The 22,447-nt window shown below is 71.9% G+C and carries 24 protein-coding genes; 10 read left to right on the top strand and 14 right to left on the bottom strand.

Going from position 1 to position 22,447, the window contains the following annotated elements; translation table 11 throughout:
• Positions 1-157: 157 nt before the first annotated feature.
• On the top strand, positions 158-1,312 hold the full coding sequence (locus VF330_RS23430; RefSeq protein ID WP_330853808.1) for a metallophosphoesterase: 1,155 nt from the start codon (positions 158-160) through the stop codon (positions 1,310-1,312).
• Here VF330_RS23430 and VF330_RS23425 read toward each other — a convergent pair.
• On the bottom strand, positions 1,299-1,838 hold the full coding sequence (locus VF330_RS23425) for a histidine phosphatase family protein (RefSeq protein WP_330853807.1): 540 nt from the start codon (positions 1,836-1,838) through the stop codon (positions 1,299-1,301). The two genes, VF330_RS23430 and VF330_RS23425, sit on opposite strands and share 14 nt — an antisense overlap.
• Positions 1,835-2,725: a hypothetical protein gene (locus VF330_RS23420; protein WP_330853806.1), complete on the bottom strand. Its 891-nt coding sequence runs from the start codon at positions 2,723-2,725 to the stop codon at positions 1,835-1,837. Before VF330_RS23420 ends, VF330_RS23425 begins: the two co-directional genes overlap by 4 nt.
• Positions 2,726-3,059: 334 nt before the next feature.
• Between VF330_RS23420 and VF330_RS23415 the strand changes: the two genes are divergently transcribed.
• A complete protein-coding gene (locus VF330_RS23415; protein ID WP_330853805.1) occupies positions 3,060-4,235 on the top strand; it encodes a hypothetical protein in 1,176 nt (391 codons plus the stop codon).
• Here the strand turns inward: VF330_RS23415 and VF330_RS23410 are convergent.
• The 5 genes from VF330_RS23410 to VF330_RS23390 form a co-directional block, all read right to left on the bottom strand.
• Positions 4,213-5,394: an MFS transporter gene (locus VF330_RS23410; RefSeq protein WP_330853804.1), complete on the bottom strand. Its 1,182-nt coding sequence runs from the start codon at positions 5,392-5,394 to the stop codon at positions 4,213-4,215. The two genes, VF330_RS23415 and VF330_RS23410, sit on opposite strands and share 23 nt — an antisense overlap.
• Positions 5,395-5,458: 64 nt before the next feature.
• Positions 5,459-6,811: a gamma-glutamyltransferase gene (locus tag VF330_RS23405; protein ID WP_330853803.1), complete on the bottom strand. Its 1,353-nt coding sequence runs from the start codon at positions 6,809-6,811 to the stop codon at positions 5,459-5,461.
• Between the two features lie 50 nt (positions 6,812-6,861).
• Positions 6,862-7,485 carry a response regulator transcription factor gene (locus tag VF330_RS23400; RefSeq protein WP_330853802.1) on the bottom strand — a complete coding sequence of 208 codons (624 nt, stop codon included), beginning with the start codon at positions 7,483-7,485 and terminating at the stop codon, positions 6,862-6,864.
• Entirely contained in the window at positions 7,482-8,519 is a 1,038-nt protein-coding gene (locus VF330_RS23395; RefSeq protein ID WP_330853801.1) for a sensor histidine kinase, read from the bottom strand. Before VF330_RS23395 ends, VF330_RS23400 begins: the two co-directional genes overlap by 4 nt.
• Positions 8,516-9,070: a DUF1453 domain-containing protein gene (locus tag VF330_RS23390; protein ID WP_330853800.1), complete on the bottom strand. Its 555-nt coding sequence runs from the start codon at positions 9,068-9,070 to the stop codon at positions 8,516-8,518. Before VF330_RS23390 ends, VF330_RS23395 begins: the two co-directional genes overlap by 4 nt.
• A gap of 115 nt (positions 9,071-9,185) precedes the next feature.
• Here VF330_RS23390 and VF330_RS23385 point away from each other — a divergent pair, with 115 nt between their 5' ends.
• Complete coding sequence (locus VF330_RS23385) at positions 9,186-9,779, top strand: DedA family protein (protein ID WP_330853799.1); 594 nt, start codon at positions 9,186-9,188, stop codon at positions 9,777-9,779.
• Here the strand turns inward: VF330_RS23385 and VF330_RS23380 are convergent.
• Positions 9,686-10,912: an MFS transporter gene (locus VF330_RS23380; protein ID WP_330853798.1), complete on the bottom strand. Its 1,227-nt coding sequence runs from the start codon at positions 10,910-10,912 to the stop codon at positions 9,686-9,688. The two genes, VF330_RS23385 and VF330_RS23380, sit on opposite strands and share 94 nt — an antisense overlap.
• Positions 10,913-11,072: 160 nt before the next feature.
• Positions 11,073-11,807 (bottom strand): carbonic anhydrase family protein, encoded by a 735-nt coding sequence (locus VF330_RS23375; RefSeq protein ID WP_330853797.1) that lies wholly within the window; start codon positions 11,805-11,807, stop codon positions 11,073-11,075.
• A gap of 196 nt (positions 11,808-12,003) precedes the next feature.
• Between VF330_RS23375 and VF330_RS23370 the strand changes: the two genes are divergently transcribed.
• Complete coding sequence (locus tag VF330_RS23370) at positions 12,004-13,215, top strand: serine hydrolase domain-containing protein (RefSeq protein ID WP_330853796.1); 1,212 nt, start codon at positions 12,004-12,006, stop codon at positions 13,213-13,215.
• Positions 13,216-13,217: 2 nt separating this feature from the next.
• Here the strand turns inward: VF330_RS23370 and VF330_RS23365 are convergent, their stop codons facing one another.
• On the bottom strand, positions 13,218-14,096 hold the full coding sequence (locus VF330_RS23365) for an MBL fold metallo-hydrolase (RefSeq protein WP_330853795.1): 879 nt from the start codon (positions 14,094-14,096) through the stop codon (positions 13,218-13,220).
• Positions 14,097-14,178: 82 nt separating this feature from the next.
• On the opposite strand from VF330_RS23365, the gene VF330_RS23360 reads away from it, so the two are divergent.
• On the top strand, positions 14,179-15,012 hold the full coding sequence (locus VF330_RS23360; RefSeq protein WP_330853794.1) for a LysR substrate-binding domain-containing protein: 834 nt from the start codon (positions 14,179-14,181) through the stop codon (positions 15,010-15,012).
• Here VF330_RS23360 and VF330_RS23355 read toward each other — a convergent pair.
• Positions 14,985-15,515, bottom strand: coding sequence for a class I SAM-dependent methyltransferase (locus VF330_RS23355; protein WP_330853793.1), 531 nt, complete (start codon positions 15,513-15,515; stop codon positions 14,985-14,987). The genes VF330_RS23360 and VF330_RS23355 overlap by 28 nt on opposite strands.
• A 66-nt stretch (positions 15,516-15,581) precedes the next feature.
• Here VF330_RS23355 and VF330_RS23350 point away from each other — a divergent pair, with 66 nt between their 5' ends.
• From VF330_RS23350 to bla, 3 genes are all read left to right on the top strand, one after another.
• Positions 15,582-16,757, top strand: coding sequence for an SGNH/GDSL hydrolase family protein (locus VF330_RS23350; protein WP_330853792.1), 1,176 nt, complete (start codon positions 15,582-15,584; stop codon positions 16,755-16,757).
• 86 nt (positions 16,758-16,843) lie between these two features.
• Positions 16,844-17,416: a DUF4232 domain-containing protein gene (locus tag VF330_RS23345; protein WP_330853791.1), complete on the top strand. Its 573-nt coding sequence runs from the start codon at positions 16,844-16,846 to the stop codon at positions 17,414-17,416.
• Between the two features lie 106 nt (positions 17,417-17,522).
• Positions 17,523-18,431, top strand: a complete 909-nt coding sequence (gene bla / locus VF330_RS23340) for a class A beta-lactamase (RefSeq protein WP_330853790.1) — start codon at positions 17,523-17,525, stop codon at positions 18,429-18,431.
• Here bla and VF330_RS23335 read toward each other — a convergent pair.
• Together VF330_RS23335 and VF330_RS23330 are read right to left on the bottom strand one after the other, a co-directional pair.
• Positions 18,424-18,825 carry an ATP-binding protein gene (locus VF330_RS23335; protein WP_330853789.1) on the bottom strand — a complete coding sequence of 134 codons (402 nt, stop codon included), beginning with the start codon at positions 18,823-18,825 and terminating at the stop codon, positions 18,424-18,426. The genes bla and VF330_RS23335 overlap by 8 nt on opposite strands.
• 82 nt (positions 18,826-18,907) lie before the next feature.
• Positions 18,908-19,303, bottom strand: coding sequence for an ATP-binding protein (locus VF330_RS23330; RefSeq protein WP_330853788.1), 396 nt, complete (start codon positions 19,301-19,303; stop codon positions 18,908-18,910).
• Between the two features lie 130 nt (positions 19,304-19,433).
• Between VF330_RS23330 and VF330_RS23325 the strand changes: the two genes are divergently transcribed.
• Positions 19,434-20,612, top strand: a complete 1,179-nt coding sequence (locus VF330_RS23325; RefSeq protein WP_330853787.1) for an MFS transporter — start codon at positions 19,434-19,436, stop codon at positions 20,610-20,612.
• Positions 20,613-20,656: 44 nt separating this feature from the next.
• Complete coding sequence (locus tag VF330_RS23320) at positions 20,657-21,217, top strand: copper resistance CopC family protein (protein ID WP_330853786.1); 561 nt, start codon at positions 20,657-20,659, stop codon at positions 21,215-21,217.
• On the opposite strand, the gene VF330_RS23315 is transcribed toward VF330_RS23320, so the two are convergent.
• The gene (locus VF330_RS23315; protein WP_330853785.1) at positions 21,125-22,354 is read right to left on the bottom strand and encodes an RNA polymerase sigma factor; all 1,230 of its coding nucleotides are present in this window, start codon (positions 22,352-22,354) and stop codon (positions 21,125-21,127) included. The genes VF330_RS23320 and VF330_RS23315 overlap by 93 nt on opposite strands.
• Positions 22,355-22,447: the final 93 nt, after the last annotated feature.

The following is a 22,447-nucleotide window of genomic DNA, read 5'->3' as shown; positions in this document are numbered from 1 at the left end:
CTAGGTCGTGGGGTTCGGGAGTCTCGAAGTACTCGCTATGAGGACTCGCGGCGGAGGTCCCGGTTGCGTTTCCGCCCTGTGATGGACGTCCTGCGAACAAATGGCGAGCCGGATGCGTTGAGATGGGTTGAGCCGAACCCCGCAGGAGGATGCACCGATGACGACCACCGCTACCCGGCCCCGCATCACGGTACGGCGGGTGGTGTTCACGCTCGTCCTCCTCACCGTGACGACGCTGCTGTTCTGGGTGCCGTTCGAGGGCCTGTTCGCGGCCGGCGCGGAGTGGCCGGACCCGGTGCGGCCGGTCGCGGCGGTCGTGTTCGCCGCGGCCGCCGTCGCGATGATCGTGCTGTTCACGCGGCGCACCAGCGACCGGGCGGCGCGGATCTCGCAGTTCCTGCTCGGGTTCGTGTGGATCGCGTTCGTCTGGACGCTGATCACCGACCTCGTGCGGCTCGGCCTGGCGCTCGGCGGCGTGGAGAACCCGTTCCGCGCGCGGTTCACCGCCGTGCTGCTGGCCGTGCTGATCGTCGCCATCACCGCCTACGGCGTGTACGAGGCCATGCGGGTGCCGCGGATCAAGCGCCAGGACGTCACCCTCCCGCGCCTCGACCCGGCGTTCGACGGCCTGACGGTCGCCGTCATCACCGACACGCACTACGGCGCCATCAACCGCGCCAAGTGGTCGCGCGGCATGGTCGACGCCGTCAACGGGCTCGGCGCCGACGTCGCCGTGCACGTCGGGGACATCGCGGACGGCACCGCCCAGCAGCGGCTGGAGCAGGCGACGCCGCTCGGCGACGTGACCACCCCGCACCGCTTCTACATCACCGGCAACCACGAGTACTACTCCAACGCCCAGGGCTGGATCGACCTCATGACCCGGCTCGGCTGGAAGGCGCTGCACAACGAGCACGAGACGCTCGAACGCGGCGGCGCCCGCCTGGTGTTCGCGGGCATCGACGACATCACGGCCGACCACTCCGGCGAGCCCGGTCACGCGGCCGACCTGAAGCGGGCGCTCGACGGCGCCGACGCGCAGGCACCCGTCGTGCTGCTCGCCCACCAGCCGTCGGAGATCGGGAAGGCCGTCGAGGCGGGCGTGGACCTGCAGCTCTCCGGCCACACGCACGGCGGGCAGATCTGGCCGTTCCACTACCTCGTGCGGCTGCAGCAGCCGGTCGTGGCGGGCCTGAGCCGCCACGGCGACCGCACGCAGCTCTACACGAGCCGCGGTTCGGGCTTCTGGGGCCCGCCGATGCGCGTGTTCGCGCCGAGCGAGATCACGCTGCTGACGCTCAGGGCGAGCTGAGCCGCACCAGGTGCCCGCTGTCGTTGAACCTGACCAGGCGCGGTGGCTCGCCGGTCGTGTAGCGGATCACCGTCAGTGCCGCGTGGTCGTGGTCCAGCGCCGGCCACCGCTCCGGCGGGGCGTCCAGCGCGTCCCTGACCAGCCAGGCGATCAGGAACGAGTGGGTCACCACCAGCACCGGGCCGTCGCCGGGACGCGCGAACCGCGTCTCGGCCTCGTGCGCGAGCGCGGGGCCGCGGGTGCGTTCGGACTCGGGGAACCGGTCGAAGGAGCCGTCCTGGCCGGGAACGAAGTGGGGCACGTAGTCGCCGGCGGCGGCCTCGACCCGGCAGGGCACGTCCAGCGCGGCGGCGATGATCGACGCCGTCTCGGCGGTCTGCGGCAGCGGGCCGTGGTGCACGGCCGCGAACCCCTTGTCCCGCAACCGTTCCGCGAGTGCCTCTGCCTGCCCGCGACCACGCGCGGTGAGCCGGGACCCGTCCTGCGCCGCCTCGCCGTGCCGGACCAGATGAAGATCTCTCGTCACGCCGTGCAGTCTGCCCTGACCGCGCTCGCGGCGTGATGGGCGTAGGTCGGTCCGGAGCCGTTCCAGTCCTGACCTCGGGTGAGGAGCTGCACGGTCAGGTTTCCGCTGGCCCTGAACTTCCCCGCGCCGACCCACTGACCGCGCTTGTCGACCTGCTTGATCGCGAACGACGCCATCGGGGTGCCGCCGACGCCGTTGCGGTCGAACACGGAGTACACGGTCGGGTTACCGCCGACCTCCTCCAGGCCGCCGTTCGGGATGAACACCGACAGGTCGCAGGAGCCGGAGACGGTGAACGTCCACTGCGCGTAGGCAGAGGCGTCGTCGCGGCGGGCGTCGCCGGACATCGGGATCGACACGAACGAGGAGCCGCACGTGCCGTCGCCGTGGTCGACCCAGCCCTTCCTGCCGTCGCGGTAGAGGCCGACGTTGGTGTAGCCGCCGCAGCCGGGGCCGGTGGTGAACGACCTGACACCGGCCGGGGCCCTGCCGGTGTCGCCGGCGGGCGGCGGGATGGCGGCCTGGGTCGAGGTCGGCCGGCCGGACGTCGGGTACGGGCTCTCCGAGTCCACCGGCAGGTCCTCCGGCGGCGTGATCAGGCCGGGGACGTAGCTGTGCGAGGGCTGCGCGAGGTCGGTGCCGTCCGCGCCCGAGCCGCCGTTGAACGTCGCGATCGCGATCCCGCCGAGGACCAGCATCGCCACCATGGCGGCGATCGCGGCGGCACGCGGCTTGAGCGGGTTGTCCGGCGGCTTCCGCTCCTGCGCCTTCGCCTCGCCGGCCGCCGCCCAGCGCGCGCGACCCCGAGCCCTGGCAGCCTCCATGAGGGCTGGGTCGGGCTTGAAGAGGCGCTCGGTCGGACGATCGTCGGAGAACTCGGTCGGCACGGAGCGCAGTGTGCCAGGGGCGCAGGGTCACTCGAACGCGTGGTTCTTTCACGAACGGGTCATTTGACCGCAACCCACCACTCCCCGCGCACCCGGCTACGCCGTTTCGTCCACGGCGCGTGACGACGACCGGACCAGCAAGGTGTGAACACTTGATCCACGAGTCAGCACGGACACCTTGCGCACCAGCGGAGTCGGGCTGTGAGAGCGCGCACAACCGGGTCTTGTCCCGGTCCGCGGAGTCACGGTCGTGACACGCATCGGGAACGCCTTGGTCTCGCATAGTCCCACCAGGCACTTTGCCCAGCGGGACATCCGGTTTAGGGTGCCCGCCATGTCAGGTAGACAGGTAGTCGTGCTGCTCGCCGCCCTCGTGGCCGGCTGCGGCACGACGGTCCAGGGTTCCCCCGTCGCCGCCCCGTCGTTACCGACGGCGTCGCCATCGCAGACCGTGACCGTGGTGACGCCACCGTCGAGCACCAGCAGCGCCGCCGCCTCCTCGACTCCCGCCGCACCGCCCCCTCCCCCGCCTCCCGTCGCGAAGTTCGGCAACCCGAACGGCACCGCCGCCGTGCCACCGGAAGCCGCCGCCGAGGACACCTCCAAACCCACCCGCGTGGTCGGCACCGGCACGCCCGCGTCCTGCACCTCGCAGGCCGTGGTCGACGCGGTCGCCGCCGGCGGCGTCATCACGTTCAGCTGCGGGCCGGACCCGCTCACCATCCCGATGGCCGCGACCGCGAAGGTCCGCACGAGCTCGGGCGCGAAGGTCGTGCTCGACGGCGGCGGCCGGATCACGCTGAGCGGCCGGGGACAGCGCCGCGTGCTCTACCAGAACACCTGCGACAAGGCGCTCGGCATCACGACCTCGCACTGCCAGGACCAGGACGCCCCGAAGCTCGTCGTCCAGAACATCACGCTCGCCGACGGCAACTCCACCGGCGACGAGACCGAGGGCGGCGGTGGCGGCGCGCTGTTCGTGCGCGGCGGGCAGCTGAAGGTCGTCAATTCCCGCTTCGCGGGCAACAAGTGCGACGCCGGCGGTCCTGACTTGGGCGGCGCGGCGATCCGCGTGCTCGACCAGTTCCGCGATGGACCCGTCCACATCACCGGCAGCACTTTCGAAGGCGGCGTCTGCGCCAACGGTGGCGCGCTGAGCAGCATCGGCACGTCGTGGGTGGTGCTCAACAGCCTGATGAAGGGCAACAAGGCCGTCGGCCGCGGCGCCAACCCGGCGCGGGCCGGCACGCCGGGTGGTGGCAGCGGTGGCGCGATCTACAACGACGGCAATACGTTCACGCTGCGGCTCGCCGGGTCCCTGGTCGAGGACAACCAGGCCAACGAGGGCGGCGGCGCGGTGTTCTTCGTCAGCAACGACAACTCGGGCTCGATGTCGGTCGAGGGCTCCACGCTGCGCCGCAACCCCAGCCTGGGCTTCGAGACGATCAAGGGGATCTTCTACCTCGGCGCGGGCGGCAAGCCGGAGGTCACCGCCTCGACGATCCAGTGAGCCTGCCCGCGAGCAGCAGCAACACCAGGCCGCACACGCACATGGTGAAGCTGAAGCCGTAGACCCAGCGGAAGCCCAGCCCCTGGGAGACGCCGAGCAACGCGCCCGCGACCATGCTGCCGACGATCTGGGTGTTGCTGAACATCGTCGTGGCGTGGCCGGGCCGCAGCGGGTCGAGGCTCTGGAAGTACGTGATGCCCACGCCCATCACCAGCGAGATGACGGTGGCGTGCAGCAGCTGCAGGGCCATCACCTGCCAGACGGCGTCGGTGAACACCATCAGGCCGTGGTAGCTCAGCGAGATCGCCGCGCCGATGAGCACGAGCCGGTGCTGCGACATCCGGTTCGCCAGCGCCCCGAACCACAGCATCATCGGGATCTCCAGCGCCGCGCACAGGCCCATGGTGATGCCGGCGTCGCCCGCGGTGCCCCCGAGGTTGGTCGTGATGAACAGCGGCAGGCCGCTCACCGCGAGCGCGACCGATCCCTGCATGAACGTGAAGGCCGCGGAGACGAACGCCATCGTGCCGCGCACCGGTCCGGCAGCGGCCTCCTCGGCGGGTTCGTCCTCCGGTTCCGCGGCGGGCACGGGCAGCAGCAGGGCGAGCACGGCGACGCCGGCGCTGAGGACGGCGGTCGAGCCGAAGAGGCCCACCCAGCCCGTCTTCGCGACGAGCAGCGCGGCCACCGGCGGTCCGGCGACCCACGCGACGGACAGCAGCGTGCGCAGGACGCTGACCACCATCGACGGGCCCCGCGAGACCTGCCGGCCGTAGGCGAAGAGCTGCGGCAGCAACGACGAGGTGACCGCGATGAAGACCACGGACGTGCCGAGCAGGAACCAGTAGTCGCGCAGCACGGCGAACAGGCCGTAGCCGACCGCGCCGGCGACACCGCCCGCGGCGAGCATGTACCGGCGCTGCACCCGGCCGTCGGAGAGCTTGCCCATGACCGTGCTCGCCACGACCGACGCGACCGGGCTGACGATCAGGAAGAAGCCGAGCTGGAACGGCGTCACGCCGATCTCGCTCGTGAGGAAGAGCGAGTTGAACGGCAGCGCGAACGCCATCGACATGCCGGACACGACGCTGATGACGGAGAGTTGGAGGAAGGTACGGGACAGGAGCGGCGAGGATCTTCTCTCGCTGAGTGCCGTCACCCGCTCATCGTCCGCTGTCGTCCCGCCATCGGGAAACCGGATATCCCATTGTGCGGGCAAGATCTCACACGACCACGACAGCGCCGTCCCTGCGGTGATCCGCACCACCCCTGAGCAGGCCGGAACCGGTCATCTCGACCAGCTGGCACCCGCCGAAGAACATGTTCGGCGCGCGGAAGAACGTCACCGGCAACTCGTTTTCCGGTTTTATTCCCGGTTCGACGTGGAGGTGGTCGCCACTCAGGTGCATCCGCGGCGCGTCGACGGCGTCCTGGGCGGCCATCCCGCGGTCGAGGACGTTCACCAGCACCTGCAGGATCGCGCCGGAGATCCGGCTCGACCCCGCGCTGCCGAGCACCAGCTCCGCGCCGCCGTCTTTGGTCACCACGGTCGGCGCCATCATCGACGGCAGCCGGTCGCCGGGCAGGTGGCTGAAGAACCCGTCGGGCGACAGGTCCTCCTCCCCCATCATGTTGTTCAGGTGCACGCCGGCCACCGAGATGCCCGAGCCCGCGCCGCTCGTGGTCGTGACGGAGCAGGCCGTGCCGTCGGCGTCGAGCACCGAGATGTGCGTGGTGGAGCCGAGCCGGTTCAGCGGCCGCTTCGGGGTGGCCAGCGCTCGGACGAGGTCCTGCTGCGACGGGTTGTCCGGCAACGCTTCCAGCATCTGCGTGAGCAACGCACCTCCCATGGCGGGCGGTGGGTTCGTGTGGATGTCACGGCCGCGGTGCCGCACGTGCAGCGGTTTGCGTCGCACCACCTCGTACGCGCGGAGGTCGGCGTGCGTGAGGTCGCCACCGCGGGTGCCGATCTCGTCGACGATCGCGGCGGCGATGTCACCGGTGTAGAACGGTTCCGCGCCCTCGCGGCCCAGCCGGTCGAGCGCGTCGGCGACGTCGTGCCGCACGAGGAGCTCGCCCTCCACCAGGGCGTTCAGGCCGATGCTCCGCGCGAGCGGCAGCAGCAACGACGTGACGTACGCCTGGTACCGGTTGACCAGGTGCCCCTCGCGGGCGTGCGTCGCGGCGGTGGCCACGAGGTCCTCCAGCGGCGCACGGCCGTAGGTGGCGGCGAGCGCCGCACCGGCGGGCAGGCCGTACGCGGCCACGGACGATGGCCCGACCTGGAACTCCTGGTCCACGTCCCCGAAGCGCAGGACGACGGGGGTGAGCGGCGCCCGCTGCCCCGTCCTGCCGCGTCCGGGTGCCTCGGCGGAGAAGTCCAGCAGCACGGGCGGCCGCCCGGCGGGGGCGATCATCATGTACCCGGCGGCGCCGAGCCCGGTGAGCAGCGGCTCGGTGACGCACGAGGTCAGCATCGCCGCGACGGCCGCGTCCACGGCGTTCCCGCCGGCGCGCAGCATCGCCGCACCCGCCTCGGCGGTGAGCGGGTGACCCGCCGCTACGGCTCCTCGCACCGTCTGCCTCCCTGCGCAGAAGGCTGACAACGGTAGTGCAGCGCGCGGTCTCAGCGCAGGTCGAGTGCCAGCCGGACGGCGTCGGCCCGCGAGTGCAGGCCGGCCTTGGCGAACAGGTTGTTGATGTGGGTCTTCACGGTGGCCTCGCTGATGAACAGCCGCCGCGCGATCTCCTGGTTGCGCAGGCCCTGCCCGATCAGGTCGAGCACCTCGCGTTCGCGGGCGGTGAGGTCGACGCCGGGGCCGGTGGCGGGGCCGCGGCTCGCGAGGTCGAGCAACCGCGACTGCACGGCGGGGTCGAGGATCGCGTTGCCCGCGTGGGCGCCGCGCACGGCCTGGACGATCGTGCCGCGGTCGGCGTCCTTGGTCAGGTAGCCGCGGGCGCCGGCCCGCAGCGCGGCGAGGATCGACTCGTCGTCGTCGAACGTGGTCAGCACGACGACGGGCAGGGACGGGTGCGAGTCGCGCAGCGCGGCGGTCGCCTCGGCGCCGCCCATCACCGGCATGTTGAGGTCCATGAGCACCACCTCGGGCGCCAGGTCCGCCACCGCGGCGACGGCCTGCCGTCCGTCGGCCGCGGTGCCGACGACCGTGATGTCCGGGTCGAGGTCGAGCATGACGGCGAGCGCGTCGCGCACCGCGGCCTGGTCGTCCACGATCAACAGCCTGATCACCGCGGCAGCTCCAATCGCACCGTCCACCCGGGACCTCCCGGTCCCGCGGCCAGCGTGCCGCCGAGCAGGGCGGCCCGTTCCCGCATGCCGGTCAGGCCCATCCCGCTGCCCGCCCGGTGTTCTTTCCCGTCGTCGGTCACCGTCAGCCTCACCGACTCCGGCTCGTACTCCAGCACCAGGCCGACCTCGGCTCCCGGCGCGTGCCTGTGGGCGTTGGTGAGGGCTTCCTGGGCCGTGCGGAGGACGGCCTGCGTGGTCTCGACGCCCGTCTCACCGGCACCGGCGACGCGGAACGACGCGCGGTGGCTCTCGGCGAGCTTGGCCAGCGACTCCGGCAACGAGAGCGAGTCCTCCCTCAGCGCGTGCACCGCGCGCCGGGTCTCCTTCAGGCCGGAGACCGCCAACGCCCGTGCGCGCAGCACGGCCTCGTTGGCTTCCTCGGACTTGCCGGCGGCGTGCAGGGCGTCGGCCATGTCCAGCTGCACGGCGACGCCGGACAGCGCGTGCCCGACCACGTCGTGGATCTCGCGGGCGATGCGGCCGCGTTCCTCCAGCGCCGCCGCGTACTCGGCGGCGGCCGCGGCGGCGTCGCGTTCCCGGCGGATCATGCCGAGGAACACCGGCAGGCCGGCGGTGAGGCACAGCCACCACGGCGGGACGTCCGGCGAGCCGGACATCCACGTGCAGACCATCGCGAGCACCGCACCCGCGGCCGCCACACCGACCGCGACCTGCCTCGACTCGATCTCACGCCCGGCCGTGCCGGACGCGACGAACACGAACGCCACGCCCGCGGTGGCCGGTGTCAGCGCGAACAGCGGAGCCGCCGCCAGCACGGACACCACGACCACCGCCGTGCGGGCGCGGCCCGGCACCCGGCCGAGCGCGGCCGCGAGCGCCGTCGCGACCGTCACGGCGGTGAGCGCCCAGGTCAGCTCGGGCAGCCGCGGCGGCCGGTCGATCAGCTGGACCACCGTGACCACGGAGATCACCAGCACGACCAGGGGGCGGAACAACTCGTCGGCGAACGTCATCGGGACGCATCATGCCCGGTCCCGCGGACCTTCTCCTGCCAGGAGTCGACGAACGCGGACGTGCGGTGCGGCTCGCCGTCGCGGCCCTTGGCCCAGACGACCCGGCCGCCGACCCGGACGGCCTTCGACATCACGACCAGCCCCTCGGCGAGCAGGCCGGCTCCGACGACGAGCATCAGCCCGTTGCCCGCCTGCACCGCGCCGGGGTCGAGCAGGTTCGCCGCGAACCCCAGGGCGAACCGCGCGGCGATGCTCGCCACCCACAGCACGACCGTCGTGACCGTGTAGCGCAGCATCACCAGCCCGTCGCGCTCGTAGGTGCGGATGGTCAGGCCGCGCAGCACGCCGAACACCGCGCTGAGCAGGACGCTGACCGCGAGGAACACCACTGCGTCCGCCGAGGGGACCGACGTCTGGGTCAGTCCGATCACGCCGAGGACGGCGGGGAGCAGCAACAGCCGCTTGCCGACGGCGGGCTCCCCTGCCAGCCGGCGTGCCATCACGTAGACGATCGCCGCGGCGATCAGGACGATCTCAACAGTTCCGGTCATGGCTGCAACGCTAGGAATCCGGGCAGCTCAGCGCCTCGACCCAGGAACCCAGTGCGGGTGGAGATCCGTCTCCACCCTGAGGTTGAGAGTCCGGGCAAAACGGGTAATTCGAACCATGGAGTGGATCACCCGGCTGATGGAGGCCCTCGGATCGCCCGGCGCGGGGCTCGCGGTCGCCCTCGAGAACGTGTTCCCGCCGGTGCCGAGCGAGCTCATCCTGCCGCTGGCGGGGTTCACCGCGGGCCAGGGCAAGATCTCGCTGGTCGCCGCGATCCTGTGGACGACGGCGGGCTCGGTCGTGGGCGCGCTCGTGCTCTACGGGCTGGGCGCGTGGCTCGGGCTGGAGCGGCTGCGCAAGGTCGCGGACAGGATCCCGTTCGTCACGGTGTCCGACGTGGACAAGTCCGACGCGTGGTTCGACAAGCACGGCAACAGGGCCGTGTTCATCGGCCGGATGGTGCCCGTCGTGCGCAGCCTGATCTCCATCCCGGCCGGGGTGTCGGGGATGCCGATCGTGAAGTTCACCCTCTACACCGCGGCCGGCAGCCTCGTGTGGAACACCGCGCTGATCCTCGCCGGCTACGCGCTCGGCGAGAACTACGAGCTCGTCGACCGCTACCTGGGGTGGGTGTCGACGGCGGTGCTGGCCGCGCTGGCCATCGCCCTCGTGTGGTTCGTGGTCTCCCGCTCCAAGGCGCGCCGCTCGTAGAGCACCGACGCCACCGCGATCGCGAGACCCGCAAGCGACAGGCCCACACCGACCCAGGCCGTGGAGGTGTAGCCCCAGCCCGCCGCGATGGCGAGCCCGCCGAGCCACGCGCCCGCGCCGTTCGCGACGTTGAGCGACGAGTGGTTGGACGAGGCCGCGAGCGACGGCGCGTCCGGCGAGGCGTCCATCAGCCGCACCTGCAGGGCCGCCGCCAGGATCTGCACGACGAAGCCCAGCAGGAACAGGAACGCGAACAGGAACACCGGGATGGTCGCGGTGAGCCCGAACAGCACCAGGATCACGCAGACGGCCACCAGCCCGCCGAACACCGAGCGCGTCACCGACCGGTCCACGAACCGGCCGCCGAACGTCGCGCCGAGCGTCATGCCGAGCCCGAACACCGCGAGGACCCACGGCACGACCCCGGTCGACAGCCCCGCCACCTCGGTGGTCAGCGGCGCGACGTAGGAGTAGACGGCGAACATGCCGCCGAAGCCGATCATGCCGGTGAAGATCGCGAACCACACCGTCGGCCGCCCGAACGCGCGGACCTCGCCCTTCATCGACGCGCCCTCGACCTTGGGCACCCTCGGCACCCAGAGCGCGATCGCCGCCGCGGTGACCACGGCGATGGCCGCGACCGCGAGGTACGCCGTCCGCCAGCTGATCTGCTGCCCAGCGGCCGTCGCGAGCGGTACGCCCACGAGGTTCGCCACGGTCAGACCGACCATCACGCGCGCAACAGCCGTCCCCCGCCGTTCCGGCGCCACGAGCGTGGCGACGACGACCGCCGCGATGCCGAAGAACGCGCCGTGCGGCAGTCCGGCGACGAACCGCGCCACGAGCAGCAACGTCTTGTCCTGGGCGGCCGCCGACAGCCCGTTGCCCAGCGCGACCGCCAGCATCAGGCCGATGAGCATGCCCTTGCGCGGCAGCTTGGCGCCGAGCACCGCGATCAGCGGCGCACCGACGACGACACCGGCGGCGTAGAGGCTGATCGCGTGCCCGGCCTCGTAGTCGGGGATGCCGAAGGTCTCCGCGATCTGCGGCAGCAGGCCCATGGTCGCGAACTCGGTCGTGCCGATGCCGAACCCGCCGAGCGCGAGAGCGGTCATGGCGCGGGTGGTGTTCACATTCGCTCCTGGTCGGGTTGCCCGCGGTCGGCGCTGACGCAGGGACGAATTAGTTAGCGACTGGAACCATCCTACGACTCTTCTGACGCGCTTCAGAAGCGTCCGACCCGGTGCGACTGCTCACACGGGGGGCCGGCCCCTGCCGGGACCGGCCCTCCGCTCAGATGCGCGGGACCTCGACCAACGCCCGCCCGTTCAGCGGCTGCGCCGCACGGGCGTTGCCCGCGGAGAACAACGCCTGGAACCGCGCGATCGACGCGGCCGTCACGTGCTGCTCCCCGGTCAGGTACCACTCGACGCCCTCGGTGAACGGCGCCGTCGTCAGCGACCCGGTGTAGTGCAGCGTGTGGTGCCCGACCGGCAGCAACCGGTTGAGGTTGACCGACGCCACCTCCACCGGCGCATCGCACTCGGGCGCGAGGTGCGCCAGCACGTCGTCCACGGCCGAATGCGCCCCCACGACCAATGGCACACCGATGACGAGCAACTTGCCTTCCGCGCTGCGGTGCACCAGGTGCATCTCCAGCGGCGTGTGCCGGCCACCGAACGTGTGCTCGGACGGCGTGTGGAAGTGGAACTGGACCAGGTCGTACCGCGTGCCGGCGACGGTCACGTGCCCCGATCCGGGCACCACGTCGGCTTCCTCTGTCTCCTCGTGGTCGCGGGCCGCGCACCCGTCCGCCTTGTCGGTGTCCTTGCGGATGTACTTGAGCTCCAGCGCGGAGCTCCCGTACGTCACGTCGAGCTTGGCGGCGTGCGGGTCGAACCGGATCGCGCCGGGCGTGACGTTCACCGGGCTCTGCGTCGGCGTGGCCGACTCGGCGGCGCCGTTCGCGAAGAAGGACGCGGTGAGGACGAGCGGAAGAAGTGCCGGAAGGGACCTTTTCAAGTTCATCGCGCCACTTTTCACCCGATCGAGTGGAAAGGGGGATGAATTGTGGCCGCGCTCTCATCGTTCCGGAATTCGTCCCGGTCTCGATTGGTGGTTTTTTGGTGAACGAAAGCGTTCTCAATCTCAATTGTCTGGTTCGCTCTTGTTTGCCGTTTTCGGATTGCGCAGGCGCATTCGAGGACTGAGGCAGGATCGACTGATGATCCTGAGCGAGCTCATCGCGAAGCACGACGTGCCGGGTGCGCAGGTCGCAGTGCTGGTGGACGGCGAGATTCACGACTTCGCCGCGGGCGTGCTGAACCTGCGCACCGGGGTCGAGGTCACGCCCGACGCGGTGTTCAAGATCGGCTCGATCACCAAGCTCTGGACGGCGACGCTGGTCCAGCACCTGGTGGACGACGGCCTCCTCGACCTCGACGCGCCCGTGCACGCGCACCTGCCCGGTTTCGCGCCGGGCATCACGGCCCGCCACCTGCTCACCCACACCAGCGGCCTCGACGCCAACCACGTCACCGCCGCCCGCACGACCGAGGAGTTCGTCGCCGCGATCACCGGCGCACCCCACCCGTTCGCCCCAGGCCGCGTCTTCTCCTACTCCAACAGTGGCTTCACAGTGCTGGGCAGACTGGTCGAGGTGGTGCGCGGCAAGCCCTTCCACGACGTGCTGCGCTCCGAACTGGTCACGCCGCTCGGCCTGGACACCGTCGCCACCGACGCCTGCGAGGCGATCCTCCACCGCGCCGCGGTCGGCCACACGAACGGCGTCCCCACGACGAAGTGGGCGGTCTCCTACGCAACGGCACCGAGTGGCTCACACCTCGCGATGAGCGCCCACGACCTGATGAAGTTCGTCCGCCTCCAGCTCGCCAACTACGCCGCCCTGCGCGAGCCCCAACTCGACTCCGTGCCCGACTTCGGCGGCGGCGTCCGGCGATGGGGACTCGGCTGGATGCTGTACGCGGGCGGCATGGCCGGCCACACCGGCGTTTCCAAGGGGCAGAAGGCCTTCCTGCGCGTCGACCCGTCGAGGGACACCGCCGTGGTGGTCCTCACCAACGGCTCCAACGCCGACCCGCTCGCCCACGAGATCGTCAGCGACGTCCTCGGCGGGATCGACCCCCTGCCGATCCCGCCCACCGACCGGCACCCGGTCGACGACTGGATGTGCGGCACCTACCGCAGCACCCTGCACGACATCACCCTCGCCACCGAGGACGACCGCGCGTTCCTCATCCACCGGCCCCGCGACGGCAGCCCGGAACGGCGCGTGGAGGTGACCCGCCGCTCTCACGACACGATCATCACCACCGAGCCGCCGCACCAGGTCTTCTCCCTTGTCGGCTCAGGAGAACGGGCTGACTTCCTGCACAACGGGGCCGCTGCGGCGAGAGTGAGTTTTGGTCAACACTGAAGCTATAGAGCGTGCTCTGCGCACAGGCAGCCGACGCCGCGTTCGATCCACTCCTGCCCCACCCACTCGGGATGCCGTTCGACCAGCACAGAACGCACCTCCTCGACGATGTCCTCCAACGCCATAGCGGAGTCGCGCCGCCGCCAGGTCTCGTCGCGCAGCTCCAGCAGGTAGTCGCGCACACCGGAGAGAACCGCAGCCGTTCCCACCGACCCGTGCCCCGGCACGACCGTGCGCGGTGAGGAGGCGATCAGGCGTTCCAGCACGGCGATCCACGCGAGGCCGGACACGTCGGTGTCGTGCGGCGGGAACCACGGAAAGATCGCGAACTGGCCCGTCTCGGCCAGGTCGCCGGTGAACAGCACGCCCGCGTCCGGCACCTCGACGACCTGGTCGCCCAGCGTGTGGCCGCGGCCGGTGGGGCGCAGCAGCACCGTGCGGCCGCCCAGGTCGAGGGCGTGCTCGCCGGCGAAGACCACGTCCGGCACCGGCACCTCGGCGCCGGCCAGGCGGTCGGCGACCGCGCCGCCGAAGCCGCGGAACATCTCCAGGTAGCCGGAACCCTTGCGCCGCAGGTCGTCCGCCTGCGCCTGACCGACCACATAGGACCCGTCGAAGACCGAGGCGCCGAACGCGTGCTCGGGGTGGAAGTGGGTTGTCGTCAGCAGCACCTCGCGGCCGCGGGCCACCTCGGAGGCGAGCTCGAACACCGCGCGGGCGTTGTCCGGGCCGAGGCCGGTGTCGACGACGAGGACGGCCTCGGTGCCGCCGATGATGCCGATGTTGGGCACGAGACCGACGTGGTCGTTCGGGATCACGAGGACGTCGGGAGCGAGGTCGACGGCGCCGGAGACGTGGACGGCGGGGTCTGGGAGGTTCATGCCCCCACTGCACCGCCCCACCACCCCGCGCGTCCAAGACCGGCTCGGTCACGGCGATACCGGGCGAGTATCGTGGCTGATCATGGAGCTGCGGACGTTGCGCTACTTCGTCGCGGTCGCCGAGGAGCTCCACTTCGGCCGGGCCGCGCGGCGCCTGCACATGAGCCAGCCGCCGCTGAGCCGGGCGATCAAGCTCCTCGAGACCGACCTCGGCACCGCCCTGTTCCGCCGCTCCCCCGCGGGCGTCGCGCTCACCGGCGCGGGCGAGACGCTCCTGCACGAGGCGCGGGCGCTGCTCGACCACGCCGACCAGGTTCGCGCCAAGGTCACCAAATCCGTTCTCACGGTGGGGGTGCTCGGCGACCACGGGGCTGCGCGGATCGCCCAGGAGTTCCGGAGGAAGCACCCCGGCGTCGAGATCGTCGTCAGGGAGACCGACCTGACCGACCCGACCTGCGGCCTGCGGGCGCACCAGGTCGATGTCGCCCTCACCCGCGGCCCGTTCGACCGGACCGGCCTGCGGACGCGGGTCCTGCGCACGGACCCGGTCGGCGCGGTGCTCAGGGCGGACGACCCCCTCGCTCAGGAAGAGCGCATCACCACCGCCGATCTCGACGGCCGCGACTGGTTCCAGTTCCCGGACGGCACCGACGAGATCTGGCGGAGCTACTGGAACGGCGGGCGGCCGCGCCGGGGCCCGACCGTCCGCGCCGTGCAGGAGTGCGTGCAGTCCGTGCTGTGGAACGGATCCGTCGGGCTCGCACCGCTCGGGCACGACCTGGGCGACGAGCTGAGGGTCGTGCCGATCGACGACATGGCGCCCAGCCCCGTCGTGGTCGCCTGGCGGGACGACGACCCGCTCACGAGGGACTTCGTCGAGGCGGCCACTCAGGTCGTGTGGACGGAGACGGCGTAGTCGCCGCCCCGGAACTCCTCCCGGTCCCACGTCGCGAACCGCTCGGCGAGCTTCAGCCCGGCCCGCGCGCAGTGCTCGTCGTACTGCTCGACGGTGTAGCCGCGGCCCAGGCCGAACCCGGCGACCAGGACGCCGCCGACGTGCCTCGCGACCCCGGCCACCAGCGCGTCCTGCGTGCCGGGCGCGGTGAACAGCGGCACGTTGCCCGCCATCACGACCACGTCGAACGTCCGGCCGAGGTCGAGCTCGGCCAGGTCGGACCTGACCCACGTGATGTCCGGCGCCAGCTCCCGGGCGTGGGCGATCATCGACTCGTCGAGGTCCGCCCCGACGACCTCGACGCCGTGCCGGGCCAGCTCGATCGCGACGCGTCCGGTGCCGCAGCCGGCGTCCAGCACCGTCCTGGGCCCGTAGGCGCGCACGAACGCCGCCTCGCCGTGCACGTCCACCCCGGACTCGGCGAGCGAGTCGAACCTGCGCTGGTACTCCGCTCCGTTCCACACCCGGCCAGCATAGATCCGAAGATCGGCGGATACCGCCTGTGTGAGAGCGCTGCCAAGGTCGAGGGCATGACGCGCTTTCTGCTGGCAGTGGCGTTGCTCGTGGCGGCGGCCTCTCCCGCGCACGCCGCACCGCTCCGATGGGTCGGCACCTGGGCCGCCGCGCCCTCGTCCGCGGTGCCCGGCACCGACAACGGCTACCCGAACTTCTCGATCCGCAACATCGTGCACGTGAGCGCGGGCGGCAAGGAGATCAGAGTCCGGCTCTCCAACGCCTACGGCCGCACGCCGGTGGTGTTCGGCCAGGTCACGGTGGCACGAGCGGCCGGTTCGGACACGCCCACCGCGGTGCCCGGCACGATGCGCACGCTCACGTTCGGCGGTTCGCGGTCGATCACCGCACCGCCCGGCGCCGACGTGGTCAGCGACGGCGTGGCGCTGACCGTCCCGGCCGACTCGGACCTGCTGGTCAGCGTCTTCACGCCCGAGCCCGGCGGTCCCGTCACGCACCACCAGCTGACCATGCAGAACTCGTACTTCACCCGCGACGGCAACCACACCGCCGACGAGTCCGCGGCCCCGTACCGCGAGCGCACGACCAACTGGCACTTCGTGTCGGGTGTGGACGTCCGCACGTCCACGTTGCGCGGCAGCGTGGTGGCGCTCGGCGACTCGATCACCGACGGCGCGAACTCGACGTGGGGCGCGAACCTGCGCTGGCCCGACCAGCTCGCCGACCGCGTCAACACGCGCCTGGGCGTGCTGAACGCGGGCATCAGCGGCAACCGGCTGCTGCTCGACGGCGGCTCGGCCGGCCCGAACGCGCAGGCCCGTCTGAACCGCGACGTGCTGACCCAGACCGGCGTGCGCAGCGTGATCGTCTTCGAGGGCATCAACGACATCCAGCAGACCCCGCACGAGACCGACCCGGCCAAGATCATCGCGGCGCTGAGGCAGATCGCCCAGCGCTCCCACGACCGCGGGCTGCGGGTCGTCGGCGCGACGATCACGCCGTTCAAGGGCTGGAACAGCTACACCGACGAGCTGGAGGGCGTGCGGCAGGCCGTGAACTCGTTCATCCGCACGAGCTCCGACTTCGACGCGGTCGTCGACTTCGACGCGGTCATCCGCGACCCCTCCGACCCGCAGCGCATCAAGCCCGACTACGACCAGGGCGACCACCTGCACCCCGGCGACAGGGGTTTCGAGGCGATGGCGAGGGCGGTCGACCCGGCCGTGCTCTGAGCCGCACGTTCGGGTAGCCGAGGTTTGCGCGGCCCCCTGGTCCGGTTATCCGGCGGAGATCAACTCGAACCAGGGGGTCCCACCCGATGCGTGTCACGATCCTGGCCGTCTCGCTCGTCGCCGCTCTGGCGGCCTGCGGGACGCAGGCGAACGGCTCCGGCGCCCAGAGCACGACGCCGTCCACCGGTGCGCAAACCAGCGCCTCGCCGTCCACCGCCGCGAGCGGCGCGGACAAGACGCAGTCCGCGATCAAGGCGGAGCTCACCATGCAGGGCAAGCCCGGCCTCGGCCTGCTCACCGCGACGAACCGGGGGTCCGCGCCGGTCACCTTCCAGGGCTGGCCGAAGCTCTCCTTCACCAACGCCGCCGGCGAGCCCGCGGCCATCCCGGTCGAGCAGAAGCTCGTGCCGGGCGAGGGCCCGTCGATCACGCTGCAGCCGGGTCAGACCGCGTTCGCCGGGGTGCTGATGGACCTGGACGGCGGCAACTCCTTCGCCCTCAACGAGATGACCGCCGAGCTGCCCGGCACGGCGCCGGCGAAGGTGACGTTCATCGGCACCGACGGCCAGCCGATCGCCGACGTCGGCAAGCTCAAGGTGAGCGAGGTCAAGGTCGGCACGATGCAGCCGGCCGCCCAGGGCGTCACGGTCTTCGACTAGCTCCTCGCCCGGCGGCGTCGATGGTGTCGCGCCGCGGGTCGGTCAGGTGCGGTGCGTCCACCTGGCACTGCGCCGGGCGCGCCACAAGCTCGATTAGGTTGGCACGGTGACCGATCGACGTGCGGTGCTCAAGACGTTCGCCCTCCTGCCGCTGGCCGGCTGCGCGGCGGCGCCACCGCCCCCGGCGACCACCGCACCGGCGACGACCACCACGACGACCACCACGACGACCAGTGCCGCTCCTGTGCGGCACGACGCGCTCTTCGCGCTGGAGAAGAAGTTCGACGCCCGTCTCGGCGTCTTCGCGGCCGGCGCGGGCAGGACCGTCGAGCACCGGGCGGACGAGCGGTTCGCGTTCTGCTCGACGTTCAAGGGCCTGGCCGCCGCCGCGGTCCTGCACCGCAACCCGATGGCGCACCTGGACACCGTCATCGCCTACACCGACGCCGACCTGATGAAGAGCTCGGCGATCACGAGGCAGCACGTCGCAACCGGCATGAGCCTGCGCGACCTGTGCGACGCGGCGGTCCGGTACAGCGACGGCACGGCGGGCAACCTGCTGCTGCGCGACCTCGGCGGCCCGGCGGAGCTCACCCGCTACCTGCGCGAGCTCGGCGACACCGAGACGCGGATGGACCGCGCCGAGCCGGACATCACCTCGGCCACCCCCGGCGACCCGCGCGACACGGCGACCCCGCGGGCGCTCGGCACCGACTACCGGCGGCTCGTGCTCGGCGACGCGCTCGCGCCGGAGAAGCGCGCCTTCCTCACCGGCCTGCTCGAACGCTCGACGACCGGCGCCAAGCGCGTCAGGGCCGGTGTCCCCCGGGGCAGCAGGGTCGCGAACAAGACCGGCACCGGCTCGTACGGCACGGTCAACGACATCGCGGTCGTGTGGCCGCCGGGACGCGAGCCGGTGCTCGTGGCGATCATGTCCAGCAAGGCGGCGGACACCGAGTACGACGAGGCGCTCGTCGCCGAGGCCGCCGCCTACGTGCTCGAGACCCTCACCTGACCGTCGAGACGTCCGCCCACACGGTCCTGAGGTCGGGGAACCGGTTGTGCCCCCACACCTGGGCCAGGCCGTTCACCAGCAGCAACCCGCGCTGACGACGGCCGCGGAACCCCATCCGCCCCAGCTGCGGGAACCGGCCGGGCGTCCCGTCGTCGACCTCGACCCGCACGACCTCCCGCTCGGGAAGGCACAGCACGCGCGCACGGCGAGGTGCCGCGGCGTGGTGGTACGCGTTGCTCACGAGCTCCGTCGCCACGACCATCACGTCGACCACGACGTTCTCGTGCATCCCCAGCAGGAGGCGGCGCACCTGCGCCCGCACGTCGGCGAGCGGCAGTGCGTCCTCCGGTAGGACGAGGTCCACCCGTTCGCCGGACCGTCCTGCAATACCCATCAGCTTCTCCCGGCGCCCTGTGGTTTCAAGGCAGGAGGTCCCATACCCAGCAACACATCGTTCGGAACACAGCGAACTTCTATCACGTCATCCTCGGCAGGTCCGCCCAGACGACGGTGCCACCGTGGGCCCTGTCCACTCCCCAGCGGTCGGACAGCCTGGCCACGAGGACCAGACCGTAGCCGCGCTGCGGGCGGGAGACCTTGCGCAACGGCGGGTGCGCGCGGGCGTCGTGGGTGATCTCGATGCGGATCTTGTTCCGCTCCACGGCCACGCGCAGGAACGACGGCTCCGACGTGTACCGGTAGGCGTTGCTCACCAGCTCGTTGACCACCAGCAGCACGTCCGCCACGGCGTCGACGTCCTCGCCCACGAGCTCCAGCCGCACCCAGCGCCGGACGGCCGCGAGGGACGGCCGGTGCCTGCCCAGTGGCAGATCCGCCGCCTCGCCCGTCTCCGCTGCCTGGTCGTGCGCCAAACCGCTCCTCGGTCGGATGATCAGTTCGGGCGCGGGTTACCCGAGTGCATCGATTCCCAAACCAACGAGGTGACCAGCGCCGATCGCGGGCTACCCTCGGCCCGCAGCCGCAACTCCAGGGGGAAACCGCGTGCCCAGAACGTTGACGCCCTTGCTCCTCGCACTGCTGGCGATCTCCTTCGCGCAGCAGCTGCTCACCCCTCTGTTCCCCTCTTTAGTCCACGACCTCGACCTCACCGCCTCCCAGTACGGGCTGGTGCTGTCGGTCTCCGCCGTCGCGGTCGCGCTGTCGAGCCCGCTGTGGGGGCTGGCGCTCGACTTCGCCGGTCTGCGGCCCGTGCTGGTCGCGGGTCTCGCCCTCTGCGTGGCCGGACTGGCCGGGTTCGCGGTGGCGGTGACGCTCACGTCCGACGAGACGCTGACGGCCGGTCTCGGGTTCACGGCCGTGCTGGTGCTGCGCAGCCTGGTGCTCGGCGTCGGCCTCGCGTCGTTGCCCGTCGTGGCGCTCGCCGTCGCGGGCACCTCGCCGGAAGGACAGCGCACCCGTGCCGTCGGCCTGGTCGGTGCGGCGTCGGGACTGGGTGCCGTCGTCGGCCCGCTCGTCGGTGCCGGGCTGGCGGTCGTGTCGCTGCTGCTGCCGCTCTACCTCGCACCGTTGGTCGCCGCCGTGGTCGCGGTCGCGGTGCTCGTCTCCGTCCGGCCGGGGCCGCCCGCCGACCGGCCGGCGCGGTTCCAGCCGTGGGAGGTGCTGCCCGCGTTCGCGGTCGGGTTCCTGTTGCACCTGTCGCTCGGCCTGGCGGAGGTCGTCACCCTGCTGCTGGTGAAGGAGCGGCTCCAGTCCGACGTCACGACCGGAGTCGCCGGTCTCGTCCCCCTCGTCGCCGCCGTCGCGCTGGTCGGCACGCAGGCCGTGCTCGTGCCGGTGCTGGGGTGGCCGGCGGGCAAGCTGATGAAGATCGGCGCGCCGGTCGCCCTGGCCGGGTACGTCGTGCTGGCGGTCGCACCGTCGGTGCTGCCGGCCGCGCTGGGTTTCCTGGTGGTGGCGGTCGGCATCGGCCTCGGGGTCACCGGGTTCGCGGCGGCCGCCACGCTCGGCGCCGGGTCCCGGCGGCAAGGGGTGGTCTCGGGTCTGGTCAACGCCACGACCGCGCTCACGGTCGTCCTCGCACCGATGGCCAGCGGTCTGCTCTACGACGTCGACCCGGTCGCGCCGGTGGTCGCCGCCGGGGTCGCCGCCGCGCTCGCGACCGGTCTGGCGCTGGTGCCGATCGGGCCGTCCCGGGTTCCGCCGGACCGGATCCCGGTCTGACTTCGCTCTGTGGCACCACGCGTGCGGACCGTTACGCTGCGCGCGTGAGGCGTTCCTTCAGCGCGCTCGTGCTGGCCCTGCTCGCCGCGACGGCCGTGGCCGTCCCCGCACAGGCCCACGCCGAGCTCAAGAGCAGCACCCCGGCGTCCGGCGCGGTCCTCGACACCCCGCCCCGGCAGGTCGAGCTGACGTTCAGCGACGTCGTCAGCCTGCCCGACGGCGACGCGGTCACCGTGACGGGACCGGACGGCGTCACGTGGCCGGTCACCCAGTCCGCCGCCGTCGACAAGGTCATCACCGCGAAGTTCGACACCGCGGTGATGCGGGCCGGCGCGCACACGCTGGCGTGGAAGGCGAAGTCCGACGACGGCGACACCATCGAGGGCACGTTCACCTTCACCGTGAACCTCGCCGCGGTGCCACCCGCGTCGTCCGCGTCGTCCGCCGCCGCCCCGTCGTCGGTGACGATGAGCGCGCCGGTGACGAACGCCGCCCCGCCGGCCTCCCGGGACTCAGGGGGCGTGCCGCTCTGGGTGTGGGTCCTCGCCGGGCTGGTGGCGCTCGTCGGCGCGATCCTGCTGATCCGCCGACGGTCTACGACCTAGCCGTTTCGCGAGCAGGTCGCGTTCTGCCGGGTGCTCCGCCCGTGCGAGCGCGGCCTCCAGTGCCGGGCGCGGGTCCTCCCCCAGCCGGTGCAGCAGATCCGCGCGCACGGCGTGGAACAGGTGGTAGCGGTCGAGGTCGAGCGCGTCGACCAGGTCCAGCGCCGTGCGGGGTCCCTCGGTCTCGGCCACCGCGACGGCGCGATGCAGCGCCACGACCGGACTCGGCGTCATCGCCAGCAGCTGGTCGTAGAGCGCCACGACCTGGTGCCAGTCGGTCGGCGGGTCGCTGTGCACGGCGTTGATCGCCGCCTGCACCTGGTACGGGCCGGGCCGGTTCCAGCGCAGGCAGCGGCGCACGAGCTCCTGGCCCTCCGCGACCAGGTCCGCGTCCCACAGCGCCCGGTCCTGGTCGGCCAGCAGGACGATCCCGCCGTCGCGCAGCCGGGCGTCCCTGCGCGAGTCGACGAGCAGCATCAGCGCGAGCAGGCCCCACACCTCCGGCTCGTCCGGCATGAGCCCGGCCAGCACCCGGCCCAGCCGGATCGCCTCCGCGCTGAGCTCGCGCCGGTCGAGGTACCCCTCGTTGAAGATCAGGTACAGGACCGCGAGCACGGCGCCGAGCCGGTCGGGCAGGTCGGCGTCGCGCGGCACCCGGTACGGGACGCGGGCCGCGCGGATCTTGCCCTTCGCCCGCACGATCCGTTGCGCCATCGTGGCTTCCGGCACGAGGAACGCCCTGGCGATCTCCCCCGTCGTGAGGCCGCCCAGCAGCTTCAGCGTGAGCGCGACCCTCGCCTGCGGCGCCAGCGACGGGTGGCAGCAGGTGAAGATCAGGCGCAGCCGGTCGTCCGGCACGTCCTCCCCCTCCCGCGTGTCGGGTTCGTGGTGCAGCAAGGCGGCCTGCGCGTGCTTCTCGTGCCCCTTGGTCTCGCGGCGCAGCCGGTCGATCGCGCGGCGGCGGGCGGTCGTGACGACCCAGCCGGCGGGGGACGGCGGCACGCCGGTGACCGGCCACTGCTCGGCGGCCGTGGCGAAGGCGTCCTGCACCACCTCCTCGGCGAGGTCGAGGTCGCCGAGGACGCGGGTCAGGACCGACACCGCGCGGCCGTACTCCGCGCGGAAGACCTCCTCGATCACGCGAACGCGATCGGCCTGACCTCGACCGGCAGCGGGCTGAGCACGGTCGCCAGCCGGCGTCCCCACTCCAGCGCCTCGTCGAGGTCCTCGGCC

Origin of the sequence: Lentzea sp., from assembly GCF_036380075.1 — a bacterium.
Classification (GTDB): domain Bacteria; phylum Actinomycetota; class Actinomycetes; order Mycobacteriales; family Pseudonocardiaceae; genus Lentzea.
Note: the sequence above shows the minus strand (reverse complement) of the source record. Positions and strands in the feature narration are given on the sequence as shown.